The sequence below is a fragment of the Patiriisocius sp. Uisw_047 genome, assembly GCF_047730165.1.
Classification (GTDB): domain Bacteria; phylum Bacteroidota; class Bacteroidia; order Flavobacteriales; family Flavobacteriaceae; genus Patiriisocius.
In genome coordinates, this window is the sequence record NZ_CP159834.1 from 2,843,413 (window position 1) to 2,867,060 (window position 23,648).

Genomic DNA, 23,648 nt, shown 5'->3' on the forward strand with positions numbered 1-23,648 from the left:
ATAAAACATTCGGATGAGAATCATTCCAGCCATAGATATAATAGACGGCAAATGCGTTAGGCTTACAAAAGGTGATTACAGCACAACCAAAATATACAATGAACATCCGCTAGAAGTTGCAAAGCAATTTGAAGCACACGGTATTAAATACCTGCATATGGTGGATCTTGATGGGGCAAAAGCAAAAAGCATTGTAAACTATAAAGTACTTGAGCTCGTAGCCAGTCAAACGTCCTTAAAGATCGATTTTGGCGGTGGAATAAAAAGCAATGAAGACATTAAGGTGGCTTTTAATTCTGGCGCACAGCAAATAACAGCAGGAAGTATCGCTGTAAAAAATAAGGAACAAGTACTGCAATGGCTTAAAGCCTATGGTGCAGACAAGATTATTTTAGGTGCGGACTGTAGAGACAAGAAAATCGCAACACAAGGCTGGACAGAAACATCATCACTTGACGTGATTGATTTTATTAAAGACTACGAACAAGCAGGAATTACATCTGTTATTTGCACAGACATCTCTAAAGACGGAATGCTGGAAGGTACCTCGGAAACGTTATACAAAGAGATTATGGCACAATCAGCAATTCAATTAATCGCTAGTGGCGGTGTTGCACATATTGACGATGTACACTCATTAGCAGCATTAGGATGTGAAGGAGCCATCATTGGAAAAGCTATTTATGAAGGAAGAATCACGATGAAACAATTAGAAGCATTATGCTAAAGAAAAGAATCATACCCTGTTTAGACATACAAGATGGTCGTACAGTAAAGGGTGTCAACTTTGTAGACATAAGAGATGCCGGTGACCCTATTGAATTAGCGAAACGCTATGTAAAAGAAGGGGCAGATGAGTTAGTGTTTTTAGACATTACTGCCACCGTTGAGAAACGAAAAACCCTAGTAGCCTTGGTTACTAAAGTGGCTAAAGAAATTAATATTCCATTTACAGTTGGTGGAGGTATTAGCAGTGTAGAAGATGTTGCTGCACTCGTAAAAGCCGGCGCAGATAAAGTGAGTATTAATAGTGCGGCGGTAAAGAATCCTGAATTGATAAACGACATTGCACACCATTTTGGGAGTCAGTGTCTGGTGGTTGCGATTGATACCAAATATGAAGACAGTGACTGGTGGGTCTATACGCACGGAGGTCGAAAGAAAACCGAACTTAAAACAGTAGCCTGGGCTAAAAAAATAGAACGTTTAGGTGGTGGCGAGATTCTTTTAACTTCTATGAATAGTGATGGAACAAAGGATGGTTTTTCTATAGATATTGTTAAGAAAGTTTCTGAAGCTGTTTCACTCCCTGTGATTGCTTCTGGAGGTGCCGGCACAATGGATCATTTTAAAGAAGTGTTTGAACAAACAAAAGCAACAGGAGGATTGGCTGCAAGTATTTTTCATTTTAACGAAATCCCCATCCCCGATTTAAAGGCATATCTATCAAGTAATAACATTTTAGTAAGAAAATAAAATTATGGAATTACAATATAAAGACAACGGACTAGTACCAGCAGTGATACAGAACGCAGCGACCTTACAGGTATTAATGGTGGGGTATATGAACGAAGAAGCCTACGTAAAGACGAAAGCAGAACAACGAGTGACATTCTTTAGCAGAAGCAAACAACGCTTGTGGACCAAGGGTGAAACATCTGGTAATTTTCTAGAAGTAGTAAACATACTAGAAGACTGTGATCAGGATAGTTTGTTAATTAAAGTACACCCAAAAGGCCCATCGTGTCACAAAGGCACCGAAAACTGTTTTGACGATAACAGTGTGCACGGCTTTTTATACGAGCTTGAGCAAACTATTGCAAAGCGCGTGGAAGAAGGCGATGAATCATCTTATACAGTTTCATTGTTTAAAAAAGGAATGAATAAGATTATTCAGAAATTTGGGGAGGAAGCAATCGAACTTGTAATTGAAGCAAAGGATGATAATGACATCTTATTTAAAAATGAAGCTGCAGATTTATTTTATCACTTGCTCGTTATGTTTAATGCAAAGAATATGAAAATTGCTGATATTGAGAAGATATTACGGGAGCGGGCTAAGTAGCACAAACAAACAATGGGAACTAAACGTTTCAAGTTTTGGTTCCCATTGCTAATCAAATTCCTTCAGGGAGTATTATCTCGCGAAGTTCGACGGGTATTTTCTCTCAGCTGTTTAACTTAAGCACCCCGATTTAATGTTTGATAAATATACACTTAATTCCTTTAATAATTAAGAATATTGCTTCTTTTTAACATTTATGAAGTGTTATTCTTACAAATATAATGTAAGCAGTCGGTTATTTTAAGTTCAAACTTAATCCTCCTCTACATCTCCCTTAAGAGAGGCTTAACGATTCTTACCTTGAAATCAAGGCTGGGTTAGAATCTTCAGCTAATTCTCAAATAATAAGACATAAAAAAAACATCTCAATACCTGAGATGCTTTTTTAATATTATAATTTGCGGATTACATTGCTCCCCACTCTTTCAATGATTTCATATTTAAGGCTACGTAATCTGCGTTACCTGCTTCTTCTGCAAGCGCCATAGATGACTTAGCCGCTTTAATTGCGCCTTTCTTATCACCTGACTTTGCATAAATAAGAGATTGTTGTCTCTGGTACCAGAAAGCATCAGCGCGCATAGATACAGCTGTATCAATCCAAGTTTTAGCTTGATTAATATCCTTACCATTTTCTAAGTAATATACTGCTGCACTGTAATAATCATTTGCGCCAGGACCTGCCATAACACGATCAATACTTGCAGAAACTGCTTTATCTGTCATTGTAGCTATTGGTAAAGCAACATATACATTATCCCAAAGCATCCCTAAGTTTGCTCCGTTCATTTTAAGGTCATCAAAGGACATAGTATAGGACTCCACAGACATTGGCATTGGTTGCACTGGTGCGTTTACCATTGCAGCAACTTTAGTGTCATCCCACTTCTCTGGTGTTCCCCAGTTTTCGCTATCGCTGTAGAGATATATGTCCCAGCTCGTTGCATTTGGATTTGTAAAGATAGCATAGGTTCCAGCTTTCACTTCTTTCCCACCAACCATCACGCTTTCGCTAAAGCTAATTGTTGTGTTTTTATTTGCGCCTGTGCGCCACATTTTACTATAAGGTACCAGATCTCCAAAAATGGTTCTTCCTTTCATAGAAGGTCTTGAGTACTCAACAGTAACATCTGTAAGACCCACTTTCTGTTCTATTTTCTGAAACGGGCTAGGTGCCGGTGTTTCTATTTGTGCAGTTACTCCAGCAGTCATTGCTGCAGCAGCGATAAAAAGCATTAATTTTTTCATGATTTGTTTTTTAATTTAATTAGTACGAATTTATCAAATTCAAGTTTATTTTCAGTTAATAAATTCATAAATCCAAAACTAGTTCAAAAGGCGTATTTTTGTAACTATGAAAAAACGTCTCATCGCCGAAACTATAGGCACATTTGGTCTCGTATTTTGTGGTACAGGAGCTATGGTAATCAATGACTTTACTGGTGGTGTTGTCACGCATCCTGGTGTCGCCATAACCTTTGGCCTTATCGTGATGGGAATGATTTATGCCTTTGGAGATATAAGTGGTTGTCATATAAACCCAGCGGTCACTATTGGATTTGCCTACGCGAAAAAATTCCCCTGGAAAGAAGTTCCTGCGTACATTACTGTGCAGCTCATAGGAGCCTTTTTAGCGAGTGCATTGTTATGGTATCTCTTCCCTACTTCGGAAACCCTAGGGGCGACATTACCTGCCATCGCACATATAAAAGTGTTCATACTAGAAGTACTCCTCACCTTTTTATTGATGGTGGTTATCATCAATGTCTCCACAGGTTCTAAAGAAATAGGACCCACTGCAGGAATAGCGATTGGTGGTATTGTACTCCTTGAAGCCATGTTTGCAGGCCCTATTACAGGCGCCTCTATGAATCCTGCACGGTCTATTGCACCCGCAATTATGAGCGGAAATGTAGAAGGATTGTGGATTTATATCTTTGCCCCTATTCTTGGGTGCTTTCTTGCTGTCGTAAGTTGCCAACTTGTAAAAGACGATAACTGTTGCTAGCCCAACTGTTAATGTTTGTTTAATGTTACACGATTAACCTTAGACAAATTGTATTTTTACATCAAGTTCAATTCTCCTAGATGAAAATATATACGCTTCACGCAAAACAAAACGTACCCTTAAACAAACAAGAAGCTTGGGATTTCTTATCAGATCCTAAAAATTTAACTACAATTATGCCTCAAGATATGGGCTTTGAGATTCTCTCTGGAGCAGATAGACCGATGTTTGCTGGGCAAATAATTCAATACAACGTGACTCCTATTTTGGGTATCAAGACCAAGTGGGTTACTGAAATTACCCAAGTTAAACATCTAGAATATTTTGTGGATGAACAATTATACGGTCCTTATACAATGTGGCACCACAAACATTTTATAAAAGAAATAGATGGAGGTGTGGAGATGGAAGATATAATAGACTATAAAGTCCCACTAGGATGGTTAGGCCAACTAGCGCATCCCATCTTAGTCAAACCAAAATTGGACGAAATTTTTAAGTACAGAAAAATGAAACTCGAGGAGCTCTTCGGAAAAATAAAATAAATGAAAAATATACTTCTTATTGGCGGTTCTTACGGAATAGGCCAAGCAATAGCAAATAGATTAAGTGAAACAAATAACGTTCACGTTGCCAGCAGGACAAGTGATCAAATTTCCGAAGCTATTACCTATCATACTTTTGATGTAATGGAAGATGAAATTGCCACGCTAAAACTGCCGGATGCCATTGACGGACTTGTCTTCTGCCCTGGAAGTATTAATTTAAGACCCTTTGCAGCACTGAAATTAGCAGATTTTGAAAAAGATATGCAGCTTAATTTCTTTAGCCTTGTTAAAGTGGTTAAAGCATTAATCCCAAAATTAAAACAAGCGGAGCAGGCAAGCTTAGTATTCTTTAGCACCGTCGCAGTAAAAGTAGGAATGCCCTACCATACCACTGTTGCAGCCTCCAAAGGTGCGATAGAAGGTTTTGCAAAAGCACTGGCCGCAGAATACGCACCTAGCTTTCGTGTGAATGTGATTGCCCCTTCTCTTACAGATACACCTCTGGCATCTAAACTTCTTTCTTCCGAAGAAAAAAAGGAAAAAATGGGCGAGAGACACCCTATGAAAAGAGTGGGAACCGAAGAAGATATAGCAGCAGTAGCAGTTTTTCTATTGAGCGATGATTCCTCTTGGATTACAGGACAGGTTATTGGTGTGGATGGTGGTATGTCTACGCTTCAAGCGAAGTAGTTTTATGAAGGCAGTAGGTATTAGCAAAAATAATATTGATAATTTGAAATAACATAGATGGCAGATAAAGTTAATGTGTTCTGGTTTCGACGTGATTTAAGATTAGATGACAATGTGGGTTTCTTCAAAGCCCTGCACGGCAAGTTTCCTGTTGTGCCTTTATTCATATTTGATTCTGAAATACTAGATGAATTACCCAAAGATGATGCACGTGTTACCTTCATCTACGATTCACTGCAAGCAATGCGAGAGACGCTTCAGGAAAACGGAAGTAGTCTTGCAATGTTTCACGGAAAACCCATTGCTATATTCGAGCAATTAGTAAAGGATTTTGATATACAAAATGTCATTACAAATCACGATTATGAAGTGTATGCACAAGAACGTGACAAAGAAGTAAAATCTCTCTTAGCTGAAAAGGAGATTGGATTTTACACATATAAAGATCAAGTGATTTTTGAAAAACAGCAAATTGTTAAAGATGACGGAACTCCCTATGTAGTATATACACCTTTTAAGAATAAATGGAAAGCGGCTTTTAAACCAAGCGAACATCTAAAAATGCACGACACGATTGAGCATATGGATGCCTTAATTCAAGATAGTAATTTACCTAATCTTTCTTTAAGTAATATTGGTTTTACGAGTTCTGATATTAAAGTACCTACCTATGTGGTCACCCCTACATTAATAAATGAATACGAGGCAACACGTAATTTTCCCGCTATAGATGGAACTTCTCATTTAGGATCTCACCTTCGTTTTGGAACTGTAAGTATAAGGCGAATGATGGAGAAAGCCATTGCACAACAGAATGAAACCTTTATGAACGAACTCATCTGGCGAGAATTCTTTATGCAGATATTATGGCACTTCCCTAAGACGCAACAAAACGCTTTTAGAAGTAAATATGATAGAATTAAGTGGCGTAATAACGAAGTAGAGTTTGAGAAATGGAAGAAAGGTGAAACGGGTTATCTTTTAGTTGATGCTGGAATGCGCGAGCTCAACACTACGGGTCACATGCATAATCGAGTGCGCATGCTAGTTGCTAGTTTTTTATGCAAGCACCTTCTTATTGATTGGCGTTGGGGCGAAGCTTATTTTGCAGAAAAATTATTAGACTATGAACAGTCTAGTAATGTGGGTAATTGGCAATGGGCAGCTGGCAGTGGTGTTGATGCTGCGCCTTACTTCCGTATTTTTAATCCGATGACCCAAGTAGAGAAATTTGACAAAGGTAAAATGTACATTAAAAAATGGGTACCTGAATTTGAGACACAAAAATACCCTGAAAAAATGGTAGATCACAAAGAGGCTCGGGAGCGCTGTTTGAGAACTTACAAAGAGGCACTAGCCTAGTCGCTATCTCAGATATAGTTTAAACGAAGACCTATACGATACTAGTATATGATCTAAAGCAATTGATTTTATTCTTTAATAGATATGTTAAAACATTAAGAATCATTTCATTTATAATTACACTTTAACTAAATTAATTGCATTTTATCTGATTTATTATTATGTTTACCACCTGCAACCCCCAAATCTGCACTTATGTCAATCGCTTTTAATGAGTTCACCAATGGTGAAATAACGGTAACATTCGCTCCAAGAAAATGTATTTACGCTGAGAACTGTGCAAAAGGTTTATCAAATGTATTCAGGATGACAGTAATCCCCTGGATTAATCTAGAAGGATCTAATTCGAAAGAAATCATTAAACAAATACGTAAATGCCCTTCTGGTGCTTTAGACTTTTGTCGTCTTGATCAGAATTAATTATAGCAAATTTAACATTCTCAAAATAATTTTTGTATTCTTCTTTTGTTTTAGGCACGACAAACTTACTTTTGCAATATGAAGAAATCAATTCTCTTATTATTTACTTTACTATTCTCTTTCAGCTTTTTGGCTCAAAACACGGAAGACAAAGGCAACTCACTAGAAGGACAATTCGTTGATGTTATCGATAAATCAAATCGTTTTGAAGATTACAAAGTCATTAGAATTTTCAAATTAGCAGCCTTACGAAAAAACATCTTGGATTCTGTGACTGCATTAGAAGACAAAATAGCGGCTTCTCAAAAAACAATTGATGATCAGCAGGTTAAAATAGGCAGCCTAGAAAATACACTACAAGACACCAATGAGAATTTGACTTTGTCAAAAGAAAAAGAAGATGGAATCACTTTCTTTGGAACCATCGTAAAAAAATCTACCTATAATAGTATGATGTGGTTTATAATTGCTGCACTACTTTTAGGACTTGGGTACTTTATTTTCAGATTTAAAAACAGCAATGCAATTACAAAAGAGGCAAATAGTAAACTGGAGGAAACAGAAACTGAATTTGAAACACACCGTTCTAAAAAGCTTGAAGAGATTCAGCAAATACGTCGCAAACTGCAAGACGAAATAAACAAAAACAGAAAAACAATCTGAGGGTTGAAAATCTCAAAAATAAAAATCCCAAATCAAACTACGATAATTTGATTTGGGATTTTTATTTTTGAGATTTCTTTTCATTTAAGCATCTATCCTAATAATCTTCGCTCCTATCGCTCTTAGACGCTCATCAATATTTTCATACCCACGGTCTATTTGCTCTATGTTATGGATTGTGCTTGTTCCTTTTGCAGAAAGCGCAGCAATCAATAAGGAAATACCAGCTCTAATATCTGGAGAAACCATTGTGGTCGCTTTTAACTCAGATGTAAAATCATGACCCATTACTGTTGCTCTGTGAGGATCACAAAGAATAATACGAGCTCCCATATCAATTAACTTATCGACAAAGAATAATCTACTCTCAAACATCTTTTGATGTATTAAAACGTTTCCTTTTGCTTGTGTACATACCACTAGCACAATGCTTAATAGATCTGGTGTAAAACCAGGCCACGGGGCATCTGCAACTGTTAAGGTAGAACCGTCTATGTATCCTTGTATTTCGTAATGTTCTTGAGAAGGAATGTAAATATCATCGCCTTTCCTCTCAAGTTTAATTCCTAGTTTTCTAAAGGTGTCTGGAATCAACCCAAGATTATCCCAGCTCACGTTCTTGATTGTAAGCTCACTGCGAGTCATCGCGGCAAGGCCTATCCAACTCCCTATTTCTACCATATCTGGGAGAATACGATGCGTGCAACCCCCTAACTCCTTAACACCTTCTATGATTAACATATTAGACCCTACTCCTTTAATGTCTGCACCCATAGAGTTCAGCATTTTACAAAGTTGTTGCAAATAAGGTTCGCAAGCAGCATTGTATATAGTAGTAGCTCCTTTTGCTAGCACGGCAGCCATCACGATGTTAGCCGTTCCTGTTACAGAAGCTTGATCTAGTAGCATATAAGCACCTGTCAATCCATTAGGAGCTTCTACCCCGTAAAAACGTTCTTCTTTATTATATCTAAATGTCGCACCAAGATTTATAAAGCCCTCAAAGTGAGTGTCTAGTCTTCTTCTCCCTATCTTGTCTCCTCCAGGTCGTGGAATATATCCCTTCCCAAAACGAGCTAACAAAGGCCCAACAATCATAATAGAACCTCTTAAAGAACTTCCCTCTTCTTTAAATAGCTCAGATTCTAAATACGCTAGATTAATGTCATCTGCTATAAAAGCGAACTTCCCTTTCCCCAGTTTCTGGGTCTTCACACCTAGATTACTCAGTATGCCTATCAATTTATTGACATCCCTAATATCCGGAATGTTCTCAATAATTACTTCTTCTGATGTAAGTAAAACTGCGCACAAAATCTGGAGCGCTTCATTTTTTGCACCCTGAGGATGTATATCTCCTTTTAATCTGTGACCGCCTTCAATCTTGAAAGTTCCCATAAAAAAATCTAGTAACGTTTACGGTTATTATTTCTACTATTAGAGTTGCTCTTTTTCTGATTACTCTTTTTGTTGGTTGTGCTATAACGCTTATTATTTTGCATCAACTTGTTAGAGTCAACGAGCATTTCTTCACTTTCTTGAAGGTTTAGTTTTCCTTCAGAAAGTTCAAATAAATGTTTAAAAATCACGTCATCATCCACAGTGTCTTTATTCCAGTTCAGGAAGCACTTTTTCATGTGATTTGCGATTGTCAAGACGAGCCCTTCTTTCTTTTCCCCATCTTCCCAGCTAATAGCGACATCAATCATACGTTTGATGTTATTACCGTAGAAACGATATTTTGGAAAGTTTTGTGGATAACTTAATGGTTCTGGTCTTTCTGCTAGTTCCTCTCGTGATGGTATATCATAAGGAGATTCTACATTAAGGTTAAAATCACTAATGATAAAGAGTTGATCCCAAAGCATATGCTGAAAATCTGGCACATCACGCAAATGCGGGTTTAAATTACCCATTACTGAGATGATACTTTTTGCCACTTTGTTGCGTTCTACCTCATCTTCAATGCTAATCGCGTGGTCTACCATTTTCTGAATGTGACGACCGTAATCGGGTATAATGAGCTGAGGGCGCTCGGTGTTGTATTCTAAATTATCTATCAATGTTGTAAGTATTTAGGAAGTTTGGTCCTTAAGAAGTGTAAGCCACTGTATTCTAGGTGCAAAATACACAATTTTATAGAGATATCACTCCTTCTATTTTAGAAACTTCAACGTATTTTTTTATAACCGCATCGGGGGACTTCATTTTCACTTCTATAGAAACACTTGTATAGGTGCCCTTAGAACTATCGCGCGTATTAATCTCTGCGCCTAGGCCATCAAAGATCACTTCTATTTCGGCAATATTTTCGTTGCTTGCTGGCACTATAAATTTGAACAAGTACGGCGCAGGCCATTTTGTATCTAGGGCCAATTGTTCTTTTAATCTGGTGTAAAATGCTTCTATTTTCTTAGGGTCTGCCATTGGGGGTTTTCATCTATTATACTGCAAAGATACGGTGTTTGAAAATGAGGTCTTTAATAAAACTTTAAATAGTCCCTCATTAAAAGACCCTAGGTGAGTTTTAAAATCGATTCCGACAAATACCCAGACAAAAATAAATCGATACAGAGCACACGATGCAAGCCTCTATAAAAAGTCTCAAAGAGTTCCATAAATATTTACGTACTTTGTATGGTATAGTTTTCACTCCGGAAATTTTAAGAGCTAGACACCGATTCTTTAAAATTTCAGAAATAAGCCAGTATCATAACCTAAAACGCTACTAAAAATTGAAAAAAAAAACGACCAAGAGAATCGTACTTGCAGGAGGTCCGTCAACAGGAAAAACGACGCTTATAAATCACTTAGCAACCATAGGCTATAAATGCGAGGAAGAAATATCAAGAAAGGTAATTCTCGAGGCACAAGCGCAGGGCATCGATCAGTTGTTTTTAACAGATCCTTTGCTATTTAGTAAGAAGTTGTTAGCTGGTAGATTGAAGCAATTTAAAAATGCAGAAACATCTAATACTGCACTTTTATTCTATGATCGCGGGATGCCAGATGTCACAGCTTATATGGATTATATAGGGTCACATTATCCTCACAATTTTGCCGAAACCATATTCAATAACAGGTACCATATGGTATTTTTATTACCGCCTTGGAAGGAGATTCACGTCACTGATAATGAGCGCTACGAATCTTTTGAGCAGGGATCGCTCATTTATAAATATCTAAAAAATGGATATAAGCAATTCGGGTATGAGGTGATTGAAGTTCCATTTGGTTCCATAGAAGAACGAAGTACTTTTATCCTCGACGAAATCAATAAACACCATTGAATAACCCAAATGACATATTAAAACAATACTGGGGTTTTGACACTTTTAGACCGCTACAATTAGATATTATCGCATCTGTAATGGATGGTCGAGATACAGTGGCTTTGTTACCTACAGGAGGAGGAAAATCTGTTTGTTTTCAAGTCCCAGCCATTGCGATGGATGGGATCTGTATTGTCATATCCCCGCTGGTTGCCTTAATGAATGACCAGGTGACTAGCTTAAAAGAAAAAGGAATTAAAGCATTATCAATTACTGGAGGATTATCCTTTGCAAATTTAATGACCACGCTGGATAATGCGATACACGGTAATTATAAGTTTCTGTATATGTCGCCAGAACGATTGCAACAGGAAAATGTGCAGAATGCCATTAAACAAATGAATGTAAATGTCATCGCGATTGACGAGGCACATTGCATCTCTCAATGGGGTAACGACTTTAGACCGGCATATAAAAACATCACCATATTAAGGGAGTTAAGACCTTTAGCACCGGTTATTGCACTCACTGCCACAGCAACTCCAGAAGTACTAGAAGATACCATAATAGAGCTTAAAATGGAGCTGCCAGCTATATTTAGGAAATCTTTCGTACGTGATAACATTGCCTATCAAGTGCTTCAAGAGGACGATAAGTTATACAGAATAGAGCAGCTGCTAAAAAACAATACAGGCAATGTCATCATCTATATCAGAAATAGAAAAGGAACAGTAGAATTGAGCCAAGAACTAAACTCCATTGGCTTTAAAAGTCAATTTTTTCACGGTGGTCTTCCGCCTAAAGAAAAAGAAAATCGCTTACGAAACTGGAAGTCTGAAGTAGTCCCTATTATGGTGGCAACAAATGCCTTCGGGATGGGAATAGATCATCCAAATGTGCGTTTTGTGATTCACACTCAATTAGCAGAAAGTCTGGAGAGCTATTTTCAAGAAGCAGGCCGTGCGGGTCGTGATAGCCAATATGCACGGGCGGTTCTTATATTTAATACCTATGATAAAACATTGGTCAAAAAGCAATATATAAGCTCTTTAGCCTCTGCAGAAGATTTAAAACATATTTACAAAAGACTTAACAACTTCTTCCAGATTTCCTATGGAGAAGGCGAATTTACCAAGCACAGTTTTGGGTTTGCTGCCTTTTGCGCAGCGTATAAACTAAATACACTAGTAACATATAACGGGATTCAAGCATTAGACAGACTAGGTGTTTTGCAATTATCTAAAGAGTTTGGTCGCAAATCTACTTTACACTTTACCGCACACAATGATGTGGTACTTGATTTTTTTGCAAGTGATCCATTAAGCTCGGTTATCGGTAAAACCATCTTACGTATTTATGGAGGCGTCTTTGATTCTGCCACACAGATTAACCTTGACTTTGTACAATCTAAAACGGGCCAATCGATTCCTGTAATCGAGCAGGCATTACAGAAAATGGAACAGCAAGGTTTATGTACCTTATTATTACAACAGACAGATGCATCTATCACATTTTTAGTACCACGAGAAGATGACAAAACAATCAATATCATCTCCCGCGAGGCAACCGCACTAAATGATAAAAAAAGAGCTCAAGTCGCCTCTGTATTAAGGTATGTAGCGAATACTGAGACTTGTAAAAGCATACAATTAGTTACTTATTTTGGAGAAACAACCGCATCTCCCTGTGGCATTTGTTCTGTTTGCTCTAGTCAAAAAACGGTTACTTCAAAAAAAGAAATGTTACTTATTAGAGATGCTATTTTAAACGAACTGGAAGGCACTAATAAATCTTCAAGAGAACTCTCAGAAAGTCTTACTTTTGCTGAGTCAAAAATAATACACGTATTACGTCTGTTGTCTGATCACGGAAGTATTGCTATTGACGCACGTAATTTGTACTATCGAGTTTAAACTACACATAGTTTTAATTTGGTGTAAAATGCTGTTTTCCATGGTCGCTCTGGAGTATTCAAGGATAATGGGATTAACACTGAAATGCCATAAATTTATTATCTTAAGACTGAAAATATATCGGGGCTCAACCCTAAAATGTAAATAATATGAACAGAGATTTAAGAATTGTCTTTTTAGGAACTCCAGATTTTGCTGTTGGAATTTTAAAATCCTTAATAGAAGCAGAACTAACCGTCGTGGGTGTCATCACTGCTCCAGACAGACCGGCTGGTCGTGGAAGAAAACTGAGACCTTCTGCTGTAAAAGAGTACGCCTTAACACAAGAGCTACCTGTACTACAACCAACCAACTTAAAAAACAAAGACTTCCTAGCTGAATTAAAAGCACTCCATGCAAACTTGCAGATTATTGTGGCCTTTAGAATGTTACCAAAATTAGTTTGGTCTATGCCTGAGTATGGCACATTTAATTTACACGCTTCCCTACTGCCTCAATATCGAGGTGCTGCCCCAATTAACTGGGCGATTATTAACGGAGAGAAAGAAACTGGCGTAACGACTTTCTTTATTGATGAAAAAATAGACACAGGGGCTATACTGCTGAAATCTTCTGTTGTCATAAAAGATGATGAGACTGTTGGAACCTTGCACGATACTTTAATGGCGCTGGGTAGCAAGCTCGTTTTAAAGACCGTTCAACTAATAGCAGATGGTGATGTTAAAACATTTCCACAACCACTAAAAGGAACACGTAAAGAAGCACCTAAGTTGACACCAGAAAACATGAAAATAAATTGGTCACAATCTGGTGAAAAAACAGAAGCACTTATAAGAGGCTTATCACCGCATCCTGCTGCCTGGAGTGAGCTAATAGAAAATAAAGAAACATTGAAGGTTAAAATATATGACGCACGTTTTGAAGCCGAGCCGCATAAAAAAGTGATGGGTCATATTTTCACCACAAAGAAAACCATGAAAGTCGCAGTACAAAACGGATACCTATATATCAAAGAGATGCAATTGCCCGGTAAACGTAAAATGCACATCGTTTCGCTTTTAAATGGTAATGATTTTTCTGAAAATGCTAAAATGTCATGAACCCCTATCAATGCTCAATCTATTAAAATCGCCAAAAAACGGCTAATCAATGTTAACAACCCGCTAAGTTATTAACATTATCTGGTATTTACCGCGTCACTACTTGTGTGAACCGACTATCCCGTTATATTTGTATGAGTAAATTAATCAATGTTTAACTAGTATTTTAATTCAAAAAAATTATGAACAAATCAGATTTAATCGATGCAATGGCGGAAGACGCTGGAGTAACAAAAGCAGCAGCTAAAAAAGCATTAGAGTCTTTCTTAGGACACGTAGAAGGTTCTTTGAAAAAAGGTAACAGAGTTTCTCTAGTAGGATTCGGTTCTTGGTCAGTAACAAGAAGAGCTGCAAGAGAAGGTAGAAACCCTCAAACTGGAAAGACAATCAAAATCGCTGCAAAAAACGTAGTGAAGTTCAAAGCTGGATCAGACTTACAGAGTTCTGTAAACTAATCTAACTTACAGATTTATAAGAAAGCCTGCTTACCTAAGCGGGCTTTTTTTATGGATAAGATTTAACCCATTTAAGGGCTTATTTTTTTATATGAATTTTATTCACTAATTTTAAAGTAAGAACCAGTTTAACAATGATATCAATTAAACCAGAAAAGGGACATCTACTTGTTGCAGAACCTTCCATCATGGGAGATGTTTCATTCAATAGGTCTGTGGTTTTACTCGCTGAGTATAATCAAGAGAACGGGTCTGTAGGCTTTATACTTAATAAGCCACTAGAATATAAGCTGAGAGACTTTGTGCCAGAAGTAAGCTCCTCGCTTACTGTATACAATGGCGGCCCCGTAGAACAGGACAATTTATATTTTATACACAAAATTCCAGACCTCATCCCAAATAGTGTAGAAATATCAAATGGCATATACTGGGGAGGCGATTTTAATGCAATCATTGATCTTCTAGAAAATGACACGCTTACAGATAAACAGATTCGGTTTTTCTTGGGTTATTCTGGTTGGGCAAACGAGCAACTAGAAGAAGAGCTCTCACTAAATAGCTGGAAAGTAGTGCCAAATGAAGACAAAGACTCCATTATTGGAAAGTCTAAAAATGATTTTTGGAAAAAGAAAATGATTGAGTTTGGCGGCGACTATGTGATTTGGTCTAATGCTCCTGAGAATCCTAATTATAACTAACTTCGGCACAATTTATTTAAAACACTTTGATTTTTAAGTAAACCACTCCGGGCTCTTAAATTTAGTTTTTTTAATTACTATTCGACTTCATAACTACTAACTACTGAAACCGAGCCTTCGCATTTAACTTCCCTAACAACTCTTTTGCTATGGTATTGTCATACTCTTTCTTGCGATACTTAGTAATAGGCTGAATTCCGGTTATTACATTTGTAATAAAGATTTCATCTGCTTTCTGAAGTTCGAAGGGAGAAATCGATTCCTCTTCTATAATGTAATCTGGTACTGCGGTTAAGATTGCTAAAATCTGTTTTCTAATAATTCCTTTTAAGCAACCATCTGTTAGTGGCGGTGTTTTTATTCTACCATCTTTTACAAGAAAAATATTCCCATTAAGCGCCTCAATTACTTGTTTCTTATCGTTAAGCATCAGACAGTTTTGATATCCATTTTCTTTTGCCCAGATACTTCCTACCACATTAATAACCTTATTGGTCGTCTTCAACGTAGAGAGCAAAGAAGACATCACATAATGATCTTTATACAACTCTACTTCGTAGGGTTCATCGTTTAAGGTATAGAATGGCACCTTTAAAATTTCAGAAGATACACTATACCCTATATTATTATCTGTCGGCGTGTACTTCCCTTCTGCATCTCGCCACACCAATAATTTAACTCGGTGCGTTTTTGATTGCTCGAGATCTATCGTTTTTAAAATTTCGGCTTCTAAAAACTCTAAAGTAAATGTTTGCGGAATTTCCATACGAAGTATACGCATAGATGCCATTAATCTAAAATAGTGGTCTTCCCAGAAAAATATTTTTGTTCCTGAAATTTTAAGAGTTTCAAACACAGCATCTCCATACTGCAAGCCTCTATTATTGAGGGAGATAGTCGCTTCTGTTGTATTTACTAGTTTTCCGTTGAGATTTATCATAAAAAAAACCGTCTTATTTTGGTAAGACGGTGCAAAGATAAGGGTATCTATTGAACTTGTTTAATCATTTATTTTGAACCGAGAATCTGCTTTAATTCTCCTATCATGTTATTCCAAAGTAGCTTTCCTTCTTCTACCTCATCATCTTCGGCAAAATCTGTAATCATGAGCGACACATCTTTTGTAATTTCGTCTACTTGTATGCGTAGCTCAAAGTAATAGTCTGTGCCTTCATCTTCCATCCACCTGAACTTAATACGCTCTGGGCTTTTCTTACTTAGTAGTTTTGCTTTTTCTTCGCTACCTTCCCATATAAAAGTGAAAAATTCACCGCGAGAATTAACATTGTCAGCATACCACTCACTCATCCCTGAGGGTGTAGAGATGTAATTGTACAGCATCGCTGGAGATACTTGTATCACAAACTCCATCTCATATTTAATTTTATCTTCCATCCGTTGTTGTTAGACCAACAATATAAAAATTCTTATTTGAACCAAAAAGGTTGCATTCAATTTTTTTTAAAACATTCTTGAAATATAATATTGAGTTTTACTCTACCTGTAACTCATTAACAAATGCATCAAATTCTGCCACAAACTTTGTGTATTCTTCTCCAGTAGCTGGACCATTAAAACCAGTGTGTATTTTTCGTACTGTTCCTGCCTTATCAATAAAGACCGTGGTAGGGTATGATAATATATGATTAAGCATTGGTGATTTTTGCTGTGCTCCTTTTTTATCACTGCTCCCATATTGCGCTAGAAGAATAGGATAAGGCACTTCTATTTTTTGTTTTAACCTATTGATAGAAGCAAACGCTTTTTCTTTAGTAGGTGCATATTCAAAAGCTAGCGAAACAAAGGCAAGGTAATCACTCTTAGCATCGGTGTTGTATACTGTATAAAACTTGGTTTCGTCTAAGCAGTTAGGACACCACGTTCCCATTATCTGCACGATGACTACTTTGTTTTTAAAACGGTCATCTATTAGTGACACTATATTGCCTTTAGTATCAGGATAGGCGAAAACGAATTTTTCATAACCTTCTTTTAAAAAAGTAAGATTGTCTGCAGATGGGAGTTCGTAGTTTTCATTTCTCTTGGCTGTAAAATATTCTTTCCAGTGATTGCCACTGTAGAACATACCGTTCATTACAGAATCACTTATAGCTGCTTTAAATAAAAATGCGTGGGCTCCATCAAAGGTGGATAGCTTTAAAGAATCTTCTTCTACAACTCCATCTAGGTATCTATAATCTCCTGTCGTGGTTCTAAAAGTTCCAGTGACCTTATTCCCTATTTGATTAAAAATACCTTTAGCGATATAGCGATCCGCAACAGTGTTCGGACTGAAAACAGTTTCCCAGTTTCCAGAAATAGTAGATATGGGCGCTCTGGCAATATCAAAGCGTAAAACCTTGTTTTGCATGATTTTAAAAGGCACCGTTCTATTTAAACTAGCCTTTATAAAACTACCCTAAATAGTGTTTTCGGTAAAAACCCCTTTTAAAACACTTTCATAGACAGGCATATGCATAACGATAGAATCACCTTTTATCGTGACTTCAGAAACTTCTATTTCTTCTTCAGCGTTAAAGATAGTAAGCGTATTATCTGCGTGTTACTCGAGTAAGAACGGCAGTATATTGCCGCTGCCCAAGTCTAACTCTGCTTTCCAAGCACCAACATTAGGTTGCAACTCCTTGGCATTTTCGCAAGAAACTGCAATAAGTAGGATAATAAGCAGGGAGATATATTTCATAATTGGCTTGTAAAAAATACTTGGACATTCGTTTTTAAATATACTTACAAAAAATGGTATTAATGTTATCTTTGTCAGCTGATAACGACACATCATGAAGATTTCTTATAACTGGTTAAAACAATTTATCAACCTCGACTGGGAGGCAGAAAAAGCAGGCGAACTTCTTACAGACTTGGGTCTTGAAGTAGAAGGAATCGTCCCATTTTCTTCTGTTAAAGGCGGACTTGAAGGTGTGGTCGTAGGACATGTATTAACCTGTGAACAACACGGTAATGCTGACCGACTTAAAGTAACTACGGTAGATTTAGGTAATGGTGAACCCGTACAAATTGTATGTGGCGCACCTAATGTGGCGGCAGGACAAAAAGTACCTGTAGCAACTGTAGGCACTACGCTTTATGATGAAGAAGGAAAACCTTGGCAGATTAAAAAAGGGAAGATACGTGGTGAAGCGAGTCTGGGAATGATCTGCGCAGAAGACGAACTAGGTCTGGGCAAAAGTCATGACGGCATCCTTGTCCTTGACGCAAAAATTGCACCAGGAACACCAGTCTCTGATGTTCTAAATATAGAAAACGATATTGTTTTTGAAATAGGCCTTACTCCTAACCGTGCAGATGCAATGAGCCATCTGGGCGTTGCTAGAGACTTAAAAGCTGGATTGCTGCAGCACGAAGTTTCTATAGAGTTAATAACACCTTCCACGTCAAATTTCCGTATTGAAAACAGAACTTTAAAGATAGAAATTGAAGTAGAGAAACCTGCTTTAGCGCCACGATATTGTGGCGTAACTATTTCTGGAATAACAGTTGCCCCATCCCCTTCTTGGTTACAAAACAGATTAAAGGCCATTGGCCTTGTTCCATTAAATAATGTGGTAGACATCACTAATTATATTTTACACGACCTAGGACAGCCATTACACGCTTTTGATGCGCATAAAATTGCAGGAAACCGGATCATTATTAAGACCCTTGAAACAGGAACGAAGTTTACAACCTTAGATGATGTTGAGCGCGAGTTACACGAAGAAGACTTAATGATTTGTGATGCAGAGAAACCACTTTGTATCGCAGGAGTTTTTGGAGGTAAAAACAGTGGCGTGTCAGAAAGCACTAGTGCTATCTTCTTAGAGAGTGCTTACTTTAACCCTGTAAGCGTGCGTAAAACAGCGAAGCGTCACGGGCTTAATACAGATGCTTCTTTCCGTTTTGAAAGAGGGATTGATCCTAACAGCGCAGAGTATGCGCTGCAAGTAGCAGCTATTATGCTCTGCGAAATTGCAGGCGGACAAATAACCAGCGAAATTGCAGATGTCTATCCTAAGAAAATAGAAGATCATCAAGTGTTTTTAAATTTTGAAAACACCACAAAACTTATTGGCGAAGAAATCCCAAAAGAGATCATTAAAGAGATTTTATCGTCTTTAGAAATCAAGGTGCATAATATCACAGAGACAGGAATTGGAATGACCATCCCTGCGTATAGAAATGATGTAACGCGTGAAGCAGATGTAATCGAAGAAATTTTGCGTGTTTACGGCTATAATAAAATTAAATTCACTCAAAAACTAAACGCCTCTATCTCTGGGAAACTTCCTATCGAGGATTATGAGGTGCGCAACAAAGTAGGTGATCAGCTTGCTGCGCTTGGCTTTAATGAGATGCTCAACAACTCATTAACGACCCAAAAATATCTTTCTCTTTCTGAAAGTTTGGAGACGGAACACTCTATAGAGATGCTCAACCCTCTTAGTAACGATCTCGCTGTAATGCGACAGTCTATGTTGTTTAGCGCCTTAGAAGTGGCTGCTTATAATAGCAATAGAAAAATGCCAGATTTAAAATTGTTTGAGTTTGGAAAAACATATCACAACTATCCTAGCGGACGCGAAGAGCACAAACATTTATCGCTTTTAGTAACCGGCAAAAAAGCTACAGAAAGTTGGAATAGTACCTCGGAAACCTCAGGGTTCTTTTATATGAAAGGTATTGTCGCTGCACTCTTGGAGCAATTGGGTATTACAAACACTAAAGAAGGGCTTTTAAAAAGTGACCTTTTTGCAGAAGGAATTACGATTAGCTCAAAAAAGACTCCGCTCGTTGAACTGGGAGTTTTAAAGAAAAAACTGACAAAAGCATTTGGAATGGACACAGAGATGGTCTATGCAGATTTTAAATGGGATGCTATTCTTGAAGCGCTTTCTCAAAGAGCTTTTGCACTAAAACCAATCCCTAAGTTCCCGCAAGTAAAACGTGATTTTGCTTTGTTACTAGATGAGAACATCTCTTTCTCAGATCTTAAAAACACGGCAGAACAAACTGAAAAATCATTGTTAAAAGAAGTGAGTCTTTTTGATGTATACACTGGCGAAAACCTTCCAGATGGCAAAAAGTCTTATGCATTAAGTTTCACGCTACAAGACGAAAACAAGACTTTGACTGACAAGCAGATTGATAAAATCATGAAAAAATTGCAAGCGAGGTTTGAGAAGGATTTTGGGGCTTCGCTTCGCTAAGGGATACTAGATTTTAAACAAATTATAATCAAACCTTTTGATACTGATTTCCGAATAAAGTTTAAAATAGCGCAACTGCTGCAGCTACTGACACCAAAATCGTAATCTTAAAAAAACAAAACCCACTTCTCAATTCAGAAAAGTAGGTTTTACCATTAGCACCTTTACATGCCTACTCCTTGCCTTCTGGCAAAAAGTATCCATCTGTAATATGGAAGAATCCTTTTGAGTGATAAAAGTCTGAAGCTATTATTCTTACTTGGTGATCCGTGTCAAATAAGACTAAGTCTTCACCCACGATTTTAACCCCTACATTTGCGCCACTTAGTGTTTTTAGGAAAAGAGGTTGTCCTTCTCTTTTCTTTAATTCGTGCATCATTGACCCGCTATCTACTCTACCTAGCACTATAAAAGTACTCAGCACTTGTTTTTGCAAATACTCATTAGAGGATGCTAAAAAAGCATCTCTTTCCTCTTCTTCCATCGCATTAAAGAATGCGTCTGCCGCTACAAAAATAGTGTAACTATCTGCTCCCGTTAGCGAGGCTAGATTCGGGTTTGCTATGACTAATTGTGAATAAGAAAGCAAATCTGAAGCTTCCAGGTTTTCAACCAGTGACTTCTCTGAAGTAAAGGTAGCCCCTTGATATTCTGTAGTAATAATTGGATTTGTTTGGGCCACTGTCTGAGCTAAAATTCCTGAAGTGAATAGTAAGATTGCAAGCAGCGAAAGGTAATTTTGTATCGATTTCATAGTCATTGATTTGTGGATAAAAGTAAGCAAATACCTTACCAAAACGATAAGCGCGTTGCTTTATTTGGTTCCGGTCTCTCTAATTGAGGATTGTTTTATATTGCTAAAATTCAACAACTATTAGCGGCTGTACTCTTGCAGCCTCTTTGTCTTTTGTGCCCCTTGTGAGGCTGTGGTAAGTATTCACCACAAAAGCATAAAGCGGACAGAGAAAATATAAATGAAGTTATTTTATTATTTATCTGATAAAATTTTGTTTTGGCACATTTCCGAAGTAAATTTAGGTAAAATCAAAATACCATGGAAACTCAAGAACAAACTGTGCGCATTTATACTGGACCCGCAATGATAGCAAATGGTCTTAAGGCCCGACTTTTAGATATGGATATTTCTGCTATTGAGAAGGACGATCATCAAAGTGGTATCACTAGTGGCTTTGCTATAGGCGTGCCTAATCAAGTGCGCTTATTTATTCGTCAAGAAGAACTAGACCGCGCAAAAGATATGATTGATGCGTATCTTAATGAGATTGGTGAAAAGGAGTAATTTTGGGATCTGGTGATTTGTTACATTGGGAATTGAGTACTTGGGGAGCTTGGTGATCTGAGCAACTTAAAAACTAATAACAATTGCATTTGAGTAACTAAGGTTCCGAATCAAGTTCGAAATGATAAAATAAGAAGGGTGTGGATTTTACTAAACCACACCCTTCTTATTTTCTAATCTAATTTTCTTGTCTTACGCATACATCGCATCACGTAGTTCTTTGATTTTCTTGTCATTCATATATTCATCAAAAGTCATATAACGATCAATCACTCCTTTTGGGGTAAGCTCGATAATACGGTTTCCTAAAGTTTGTGCAAACTCGTGATCGTGTGTTGTGAAAATCACCGTCCCTTTAAAGTTTTTAAGAGAGTTATTAAAGGCTGTAATTGATTCTAGATCTAAATGGTTTGTAGGTTCATCAAGCATTAATACGTTTGCTCTTATCATCATCATTCTACTTAACATACAACGTACTTTTTCTCCTCCAGAAAGCACATTACATTTTTTAAGCGCCTCTTCTCCGCTAAAAATCATCTTACCTAAGAATCCTCTTATGAAGACTTCTTCTCTTTCTTCTTCGGTTTTTGCATACTGGCGTAACCAGTCTACTAGATTTATATCGCTCTTAAAAAACGAGTGATTATCTAGTGGTAAATAACTTTGGTTAGTAGTAACTCCCCACTGGAAGGTACCTCCGTCTGCTTTTCTATTATTGTTTAAGATCTCATAGAAAGCCGTAGCTGCTCTAGAATCTCTTGAGTAGATTACTACTTTATCTCCTTTGGTAAGGTTGATGTCTACATTTGTAAATAAAGCTTCGCCATCTTGCGCTGCAGAGAGCCCCTCTACGTTTAAAATCTGATCTCCTGCTTCTCGCTCTCTTTCAAAAATAATCGCTGGGTAACGACGGCTAGAAGGTCTAATGTCTTCTATATTTAATTTCTCAATCATTTTTTTACGAGAAGTTGCTTGTTTAGATTTTGCTACGTTAGCACTGAAACGCATAATGAATTCTTGCAATTCTTTTTTCTTGTCTTCAGACTTCTTGTTTTGTTGCGCGCGTTGTCTTGCTGCAAGTTGACTACTTTCATACCAGAACGTATAGTTACCACTAAAGTGGTTTATCTTACTAAAATCAATATCACTGATGTGCGTACATACCGCATCTAGAAAGTGTCTATCATGTGATACCACAATTACACACTCTTCATAATGGGCTAAGAAATGTTCTAACCAAGCGATCGTTTCATAATCCAAGTCGTTTGTAGGCTCATCCATTATAAGCACATCTGGACTACCAAAAAGCGCCTGTGCTAATAACACACGTACCTTCTGAACACCATCTAGATCTGCCATCAATGAATAATGAAGACTCTCATCAATATCAAGATTAGACAACATAGAAGCGGCATCACTTTCTGCATTCCACCCGTTCATCTCTTCAAAGATTATCTGAAGTTCCCCTATTCGCTCTGCATTTGCATCTGTATAGTCTTCGTATAATTTATCTATTTCTGTTTTAATCTTAAACATCTCTTTGTTCCCGCGAACTACGGTTTCTAACACCATAAAATCATCATAGGCATTGTGATTTTGTTCCAAGACAGACATACGTTTTCCTGGCTCCAAATGCACGTGTCCAGATGTAGGATCCATCTTACCCGCAATGATGTTAAGAAATGTAGATTTTCCCGCTCCATTGGCACCGATGATTCCGTAACAATTTCCTTTCAGGAACTGCGTATTAACCTCATCAAAGAGTATTCTTTTACCAAACTGAACCGATAAATTATTTACTGATAACATAGCTTAAAAATTTTTGCAAAAGTAATACAAATAAGTGGTCATTAAATAGGAATAATTAAGAAGTCAACTAAATTTATTATTTAACTCTCAATTAACAAGATAGACCGGTTTAGAGTTTTA

General features: G+C 37.3%; 26 protein-coding genes and 1 riboswitch. Of the genes, 16 read left to right on the forward strand and 10 right to left on the reverse strand.

What is annotated here, in order from left to right; all coding sequences use genetic code 11:
* Positions 1–13 precede the first annotated feature (13 nt).
* From hisA to hisIE, 3 genes are read left to right on the forward strand one after another with little or no spacing between them, the layout of a single operon-like run.
* Positions 14–727 (forward strand): 1-(5-phosphoribosyl)-5-[(5-phosphoribosylamino)methylideneamino]imidazole-4-carboxamide isomerase, encoded by a 714-nt coding sequence (hisA, locus tag ABXT71_RS12425; protein ID WP_415371681.1) that lies wholly within the window; start codon positions 14–16, stop codon positions 725–727.
* Positions 721–1,476: an imidazole glycerol phosphate synthase subunit HisF gene (gene hisF, locus ABXT71_RS12430; RefSeq protein WP_415371682.1), complete on the forward strand. Its 756-nt coding sequence runs from the start codon at positions 721–723 to the stop codon at positions 1,474–1,476. Before hisA ends, hisF begins: the two co-directional genes overlap by 7 nt.
* 4 nt (positions 1,477–1,480) lie before the next feature.
* Entirely contained in the window at positions 1,481–2,065 is a 585-nt protein-coding gene (hisIE, locus tag ABXT71_RS12435) for a bifunctional phosphoribosyl-AMP cyclohydrolase/phosphoribosyl-ATP diphosphatase HisIE (protein ID WP_415371683.1), read from the forward strand.
* Positions 2,066–2,106: 41 nt separating this feature from the next.
* Positions 2,107–2,203, reverse strand: a riboswitch (TPP riboswitch).
* Positions 2,204–2,470: 267 nt separating this feature from the next.
* Here hisIE and ABXT71_RS12440 read toward each other — a convergent pair.
* Positions 2,471–3,313, reverse strand: coding sequence for a DUF2911 domain-containing protein (locus tag ABXT71_RS12440; RefSeq protein ID WP_415371684.1), 843 nt, complete (start codon positions 3,311–3,313; stop codon positions 2,471–2,473).
* A gap of 106 nt (positions 3,314–3,419) precedes the next feature.
* Here ABXT71_RS12440 and ABXT71_RS12445 point away from each other — a divergent pair, with 106 nt between their 5' ends.
* The 6 genes from ABXT71_RS12445 (at position 3,420) to ABXT71_RS12470 (ending at position 7,756) form a co-directional block, all read left to right on the forward strand.
* A complete protein-coding gene (locus tag ABXT71_RS12445; RefSeq protein WP_415371685.1) occupies positions 3,420–4,073 on the forward strand; it encodes an MIP/aquaporin family protein in 654 nt (217 codons plus the stop codon).
* An 80-nt stretch (positions 4,074–4,153) separates the two neighbouring features.
* Positions 4,154–4,618 carry an SRPBCC family protein gene (locus tag ABXT71_RS12450; RefSeq protein ID WP_415371686.1) on the forward strand — a complete coding sequence of 155 codons (465 nt, stop codon included), beginning with the start codon at positions 4,154–4,156 and terminating at the stop codon, positions 4,616–4,618.
* Complete coding sequence (locus tag ABXT71_RS12455; RefSeq protein WP_415371687.1) at positions 4,619–5,311, forward strand: SDR family NAD(P)-dependent oxidoreductase; 693 nt, start codon at positions 4,619–4,621, stop codon at positions 5,309–5,311.
* A 57-nt stretch (positions 5,312–5,368) separates the two neighbouring features.
* Positions 5,369–6,673: a cryptochrome/photolyase family protein gene (locus ABXT71_RS12460; RefSeq protein ID WP_415371688.1), complete on the forward strand. Its 1,305-nt coding sequence runs from the start codon at positions 5,369–5,371 to the stop codon at positions 6,671–6,673.
* A 195-nt stretch (positions 6,674–6,868) separates the two neighbouring features.
* Positions 6,869–7,093 (forward strand): (4Fe-4S)-binding protein, encoded by a 225-nt coding sequence (locus ABXT71_RS12465; RefSeq protein ID WP_415371689.1) that lies wholly within the window; start codon positions 6,869–6,871, stop codon positions 7,091–7,093.
* A gap of 78 nt (positions 7,094–7,171) precedes the next feature.
* A complete protein-coding gene (locus ABXT71_RS12470) occupies positions 7,172–7,756 on the forward strand; it encodes a tRNA (guanine-N1)-methyltransferase (protein WP_415371690.1) in 585 nt (194 codons plus the stop codon).
* 84 nt (positions 7,757–7,840) lie between these two features.
* Here ABXT71_RS12470 and murA read toward each other — a convergent pair whose 3' ends face one another.
* The 3 genes from murA to ABXT71_RS12485 all read right to left on the reverse strand — a co-directional run bounded on the left by murA (position 7,841) and on the right by ABXT71_RS12485 (position 10,183).
* Positions 7,841–9,154, reverse strand: a complete 1,314-nt coding sequence (murA, locus tag ABXT71_RS12475) for a UDP-N-acetylglucosamine 1-carboxyvinyltransferase (RefSeq protein WP_415371691.1) — start codon at positions 9,152–9,154, stop codon at positions 7,841–7,843.
* An 8-nt stretch (positions 9,155–9,162) separates the two neighbouring features.
* On the reverse strand, positions 9,163–9,819 hold the full coding sequence (locus ABXT71_RS12480) for a DUF4290 domain-containing protein (RefSeq protein ID WP_415371692.1): 657 nt from the start codon (positions 9,817–9,819) through the stop codon (positions 9,163–9,165).
* A 73-nt stretch (positions 9,820–9,892) separates the two neighbouring features.
* Positions 9,893–10,183: a DUF493 family protein gene (locus ABXT71_RS12485; RefSeq protein ID WP_415371693.1), complete on the reverse strand. Its 291-nt coding sequence runs from the start codon at positions 10,181–10,183 to the stop codon at positions 9,893–9,895.
* Between the two features lie 308 nt (positions 10,184–10,491).
* Here ABXT71_RS12485 and ABXT71_RS12490 point away from each other — a divergent pair, with 308 nt between their 5' ends.
* From ABXT71_RS12490 to ABXT71_RS12510, 5 genes are all read left to right on the forward strand, one after another.
* On the forward strand, positions 10,492–11,046 hold the full coding sequence (locus ABXT71_RS12490; RefSeq protein ID WP_415371694.1) for an AAA family ATPase: 555 nt from the start codon (positions 10,492–10,494) through the stop codon (positions 11,044–11,046).
* A complete protein-coding gene (locus tag ABXT71_RS12495) occupies positions 11,043–12,941 on the forward strand; it encodes an ATP-dependent DNA helicase RecQ (RefSeq protein WP_415371695.1) in 1,899 nt (632 codons plus the stop codon). Before ABXT71_RS12490 ends, ABXT71_RS12495 begins: the two co-directional genes overlap by 4 nt.
* Before the next feature lie 149 nt (positions 12,942–13,090).
* Complete coding sequence (gene fmt / locus ABXT71_RS12500) at positions 13,091–14,041, forward strand: methionyl-tRNA formyltransferase (protein ID WP_415371696.1); 951 nt, start codon at positions 13,091–13,093, stop codon at positions 14,039–14,041.
* A 182-nt stretch (positions 14,042–14,223) separates the two neighbouring features.
* Positions 14,224–14,496, forward strand: a complete 273-nt coding sequence (locus ABXT71_RS12505; RefSeq protein ID WP_415371697.1) for an HU family DNA-binding protein — start codon at positions 14,224–14,226, stop codon at positions 14,494–14,496.
* A 134-nt stretch (positions 14,497–14,630) separates the two neighbouring features.
* Positions 14,631–15,194: a YqgE/AlgH family protein gene (locus ABXT71_RS12510; RefSeq protein WP_415371698.1), complete on the forward strand. Its 564-nt coding sequence runs from the start codon at positions 14,631–14,633 to the stop codon at positions 15,192–15,194.
* 100 nt (positions 15,195–15,294) lie between these two features.
* Here ABXT71_RS12510 and ABXT71_RS12515 read toward each other — a convergent pair whose 3' ends face one another.
* The 4 genes from ABXT71_RS12515 to ABXT71_RS12530 form a co-directional block, all read right to left on the reverse strand.
* Complete coding sequence (locus ABXT71_RS12515) at positions 15,295–16,134, reverse strand: aminotransferase class IV (RefSeq protein WP_415371699.1); 840 nt, start codon at positions 16,132–16,134, stop codon at positions 15,295–15,297.
* 68 nt (positions 16,135–16,202) lie between these two features.
* Positions 16,203–16,589: an START-like domain-containing protein gene (locus ABXT71_RS12520; RefSeq protein ID WP_415371700.1), complete on the reverse strand. Its 387-nt coding sequence runs from the start codon at positions 16,587–16,589 to the stop codon at positions 16,203–16,205.
* A 97-nt stretch (positions 16,590–16,686) separates the two neighbouring features.
* Positions 16,687–17,565 carry a TlpA family protein disulfide reductase gene (locus ABXT71_RS12525; RefSeq protein WP_415371701.1) on the reverse strand — a complete coding sequence of 293 codons (879 nt, stop codon included), beginning with the start codon at positions 17,563–17,565 and terminating at the stop codon, positions 16,687–16,689.
* Between the two features lie 192 nt (positions 17,566–17,757).
* Positions 17,758–17,898 carry a hypothetical protein gene (locus ABXT71_RS12530; protein WP_415371702.1) on the reverse strand — a complete coding sequence of 47 codons (141 nt, stop codon included), beginning with the start codon at positions 17,896–17,898 and terminating at the stop codon, positions 17,758–17,760.
* Between the two features lie 94 nt (positions 17,899–17,992).
* On the opposite strand from ABXT71_RS12530, the gene pheT reads away from it, so the two are divergent.
* Complete coding sequence (gene pheT / locus ABXT71_RS12535; protein ID WP_415371703.1) at positions 17,993–20,419, forward strand: phenylalanine--tRNA ligase subunit beta; 2,427 nt, start codon at positions 17,993–17,995, stop codon at positions 20,417–20,419.
* Between the two features lie 172 nt (positions 20,420–20,591).
* Here the strand turns inward: pheT and ABXT71_RS12540 are convergent, their stop codons facing one another.
* Positions 20,592–21,173, reverse strand: a complete 582-nt coding sequence (locus tag ABXT71_RS12540; RefSeq protein ID WP_415371704.1) for a fasciclin domain-containing protein — start codon at positions 21,171–21,173, stop codon at positions 20,592–20,594.
* Positions 21,174–21,473: 300 nt separating this feature from the next.
* Here ABXT71_RS12540 and ABXT71_RS12545 point away from each other — a divergent pair, with 300 nt between their 5' ends.
* Positions 21,474–21,719, forward strand: a complete 246-nt coding sequence (locus ABXT71_RS12545) for a hypothetical protein (protein ID WP_415371705.1) — start codon at positions 21,474–21,476, stop codon at positions 21,717–21,719.
* Between the two features lie 192 nt (positions 21,720–21,911).
* Here the strand turns inward: ABXT71_RS12545 and ABXT71_RS12550 are convergent, their stop codons facing one another.
* The gene (locus ABXT71_RS12550; protein WP_415371706.1) at positions 21,912–23,528 is read right to left on the reverse strand and encodes an ABC-F family ATP-binding cassette domain-containing protein; all 1,617 of its coding nucleotides are present in this window, start codon (positions 23,526–23,528) and stop codon (positions 21,912–21,914) included.
* Positions 23,529–23,648: the final 120 nt, after the last annotated feature.

What these genes read in the sequence shown, in the direction of transcription:
- hisA (WP_415371681.1), top strand. Translation starts at nt 14, where the DNA reads ATGAGAATCATTCCAGCCATAGATATAATAGACGGCAAATGCGTTAGG.
- hisF (WP_415371682.1), top strand. Translation starts at nt 721, where the DNA reads ATGCTAAAGAAAAGAATCATACCCTGTTTAGACATACAAGATGGTCGT.
- hisIE (WP_415371683.1), top strand. Translation starts at nt 1,481, where the DNA reads ATGGAATTACAATATAAAGACAACGGACTAGTACCAGCAGTGATACAG.
- ABXT71_RS12440 (WP_415371684.1), bottom strand. Translation starts at nt 3,313, where the DNA reads ATGAAAAAATTAATGCTTTTTATCGCTGCTGCAGCAATGACTGCTGGA.
- ABXT71_RS12445 (WP_415371685.1), top strand. Translation starts at nt 3,420, where the DNA reads ATGAAAAAACGTCTCATCGCCGAAACTATAGGCACATTTGGTCTCGTA.
- ABXT71_RS12450 (WP_415371686.1), top strand. Translation starts at nt 4,154, where the DNA reads ATGAAAATATATACGCTTCACGCAAAACAAAACGTACCCTTAAACAAA.
- ABXT71_RS12455 (WP_415371687.1), top strand. Translation starts at nt 4,619, where the DNA reads ATGAAAAATATACTTCTTATTGGCGGTTCTTACGGAATAGGCCAAGCA.
- ABXT71_RS12460 (WP_415371688.1), top strand. Translation starts at nt 5,369, where the DNA reads ATGGCAGATAAAGTTAATGTGTTCTGGTTTCGACGTGATTTAAGATTA.
- ABXT71_RS12465 (WP_415371689.1), top strand. Translation starts at nt 6,869, where the DNA reads ATGTCAATCGCTTTTAATGAGTTCACCAATGGTGAAATAACGGTAACA.
- ABXT71_RS12470 (WP_415371690.1), top strand. Translation starts at nt 7,172, where the DNA reads ATGAAGAAATCAATTCTCTTATTATTTACTTTACTATTCTCTTTCAGC.
- murA (WP_415371691.1), bottom strand. Translation starts at nt 9,154, where the DNA reads ATGGGAACTTTCAAGATTGAAGGCGGTCACAGATTAAAAGGAGATATA.
- ABXT71_RS12485 (WP_415371693.1), bottom strand. Translation starts at nt 10,183, where the DNA reads ATGGCAGACCCTAAGAAAATAGAAGCATTTTACACCAGATTAAAAGAA.
- fmt (WP_415371696.1), top strand. Translation starts at nt 13,091, where the DNA reads ATGAACAGAGATTTAAGAATTGTCTTTTTAGGAACTCCAGATTTTGCT.
- ABXT71_RS12505 (WP_415371697.1), top strand. Translation starts at nt 14,224, where the DNA reads ATGAACAAATCAGATTTAATCGATGCAATGGCGGAAGACGCTGGAGTA.
- ABXT71_RS12510 (WP_415371698.1), top strand. Translation starts at nt 14,631, where the DNA reads ATGATATCAATTAAACCAGAAAAGGGACATCTACTTGTTGCAGAACCT.
- ABXT71_RS12515 (WP_415371699.1), bottom strand. Translation starts at nt 16,134, where the DNA reads ATGATAAATCTCAACGGAAAACTAGTAAATACAACAGAAGCGACTATC.
- ABXT71_RS12520 (WP_415371700.1), bottom strand. Translation starts at nt 16,589, where the DNA reads ATGGAAGATAAAATTAAATATGAGATGGAGTTTGTGATACAAGTATCT.
- ABXT71_RS12525 (WP_415371701.1), bottom strand. Translation starts at nt 17,565, where the DNA reads ATGCAAAACAAGGTTTTACGCTTTGATATTGCCAGAGCGCCCATATCT.
- ABXT71_RS12530 (WP_415371702.1), bottom strand. Translation starts at nt 17,898, where the DNA reads ATGAAATATATCTCCCTGCTTATTATCCTACTTATTGCAGTTTCTTGC.
- pheT (WP_415371703.1), top strand. Translation starts at nt 17,993, where the DNA reads ATGAAGATTTCTTATAACTGGTTAAAACAATTTATCAACCTCGACTGG.
- ABXT71_RS12540 (WP_415371704.1), bottom strand. Translation starts at nt 21,173, where the DNA reads ATGAAATCGATACAAAATTACCTTTCGCTGCTTGCAATCTTACTATTC.
- ABXT71_RS12545 (WP_415371705.1), top strand. Translation starts at nt 21,474, where the DNA reads ATGGAAACTCAAGAACAAACTGTGCGCATTTATACTGGACCCGCAATG.
- ABXT71_RS12550 (WP_415371706.1), bottom strand. Translation starts at nt 23,528, where the DNA reads ATGTTATCAGTAAATAATTTATCGGTTCAGTTTGGTAAAAGAATACTC.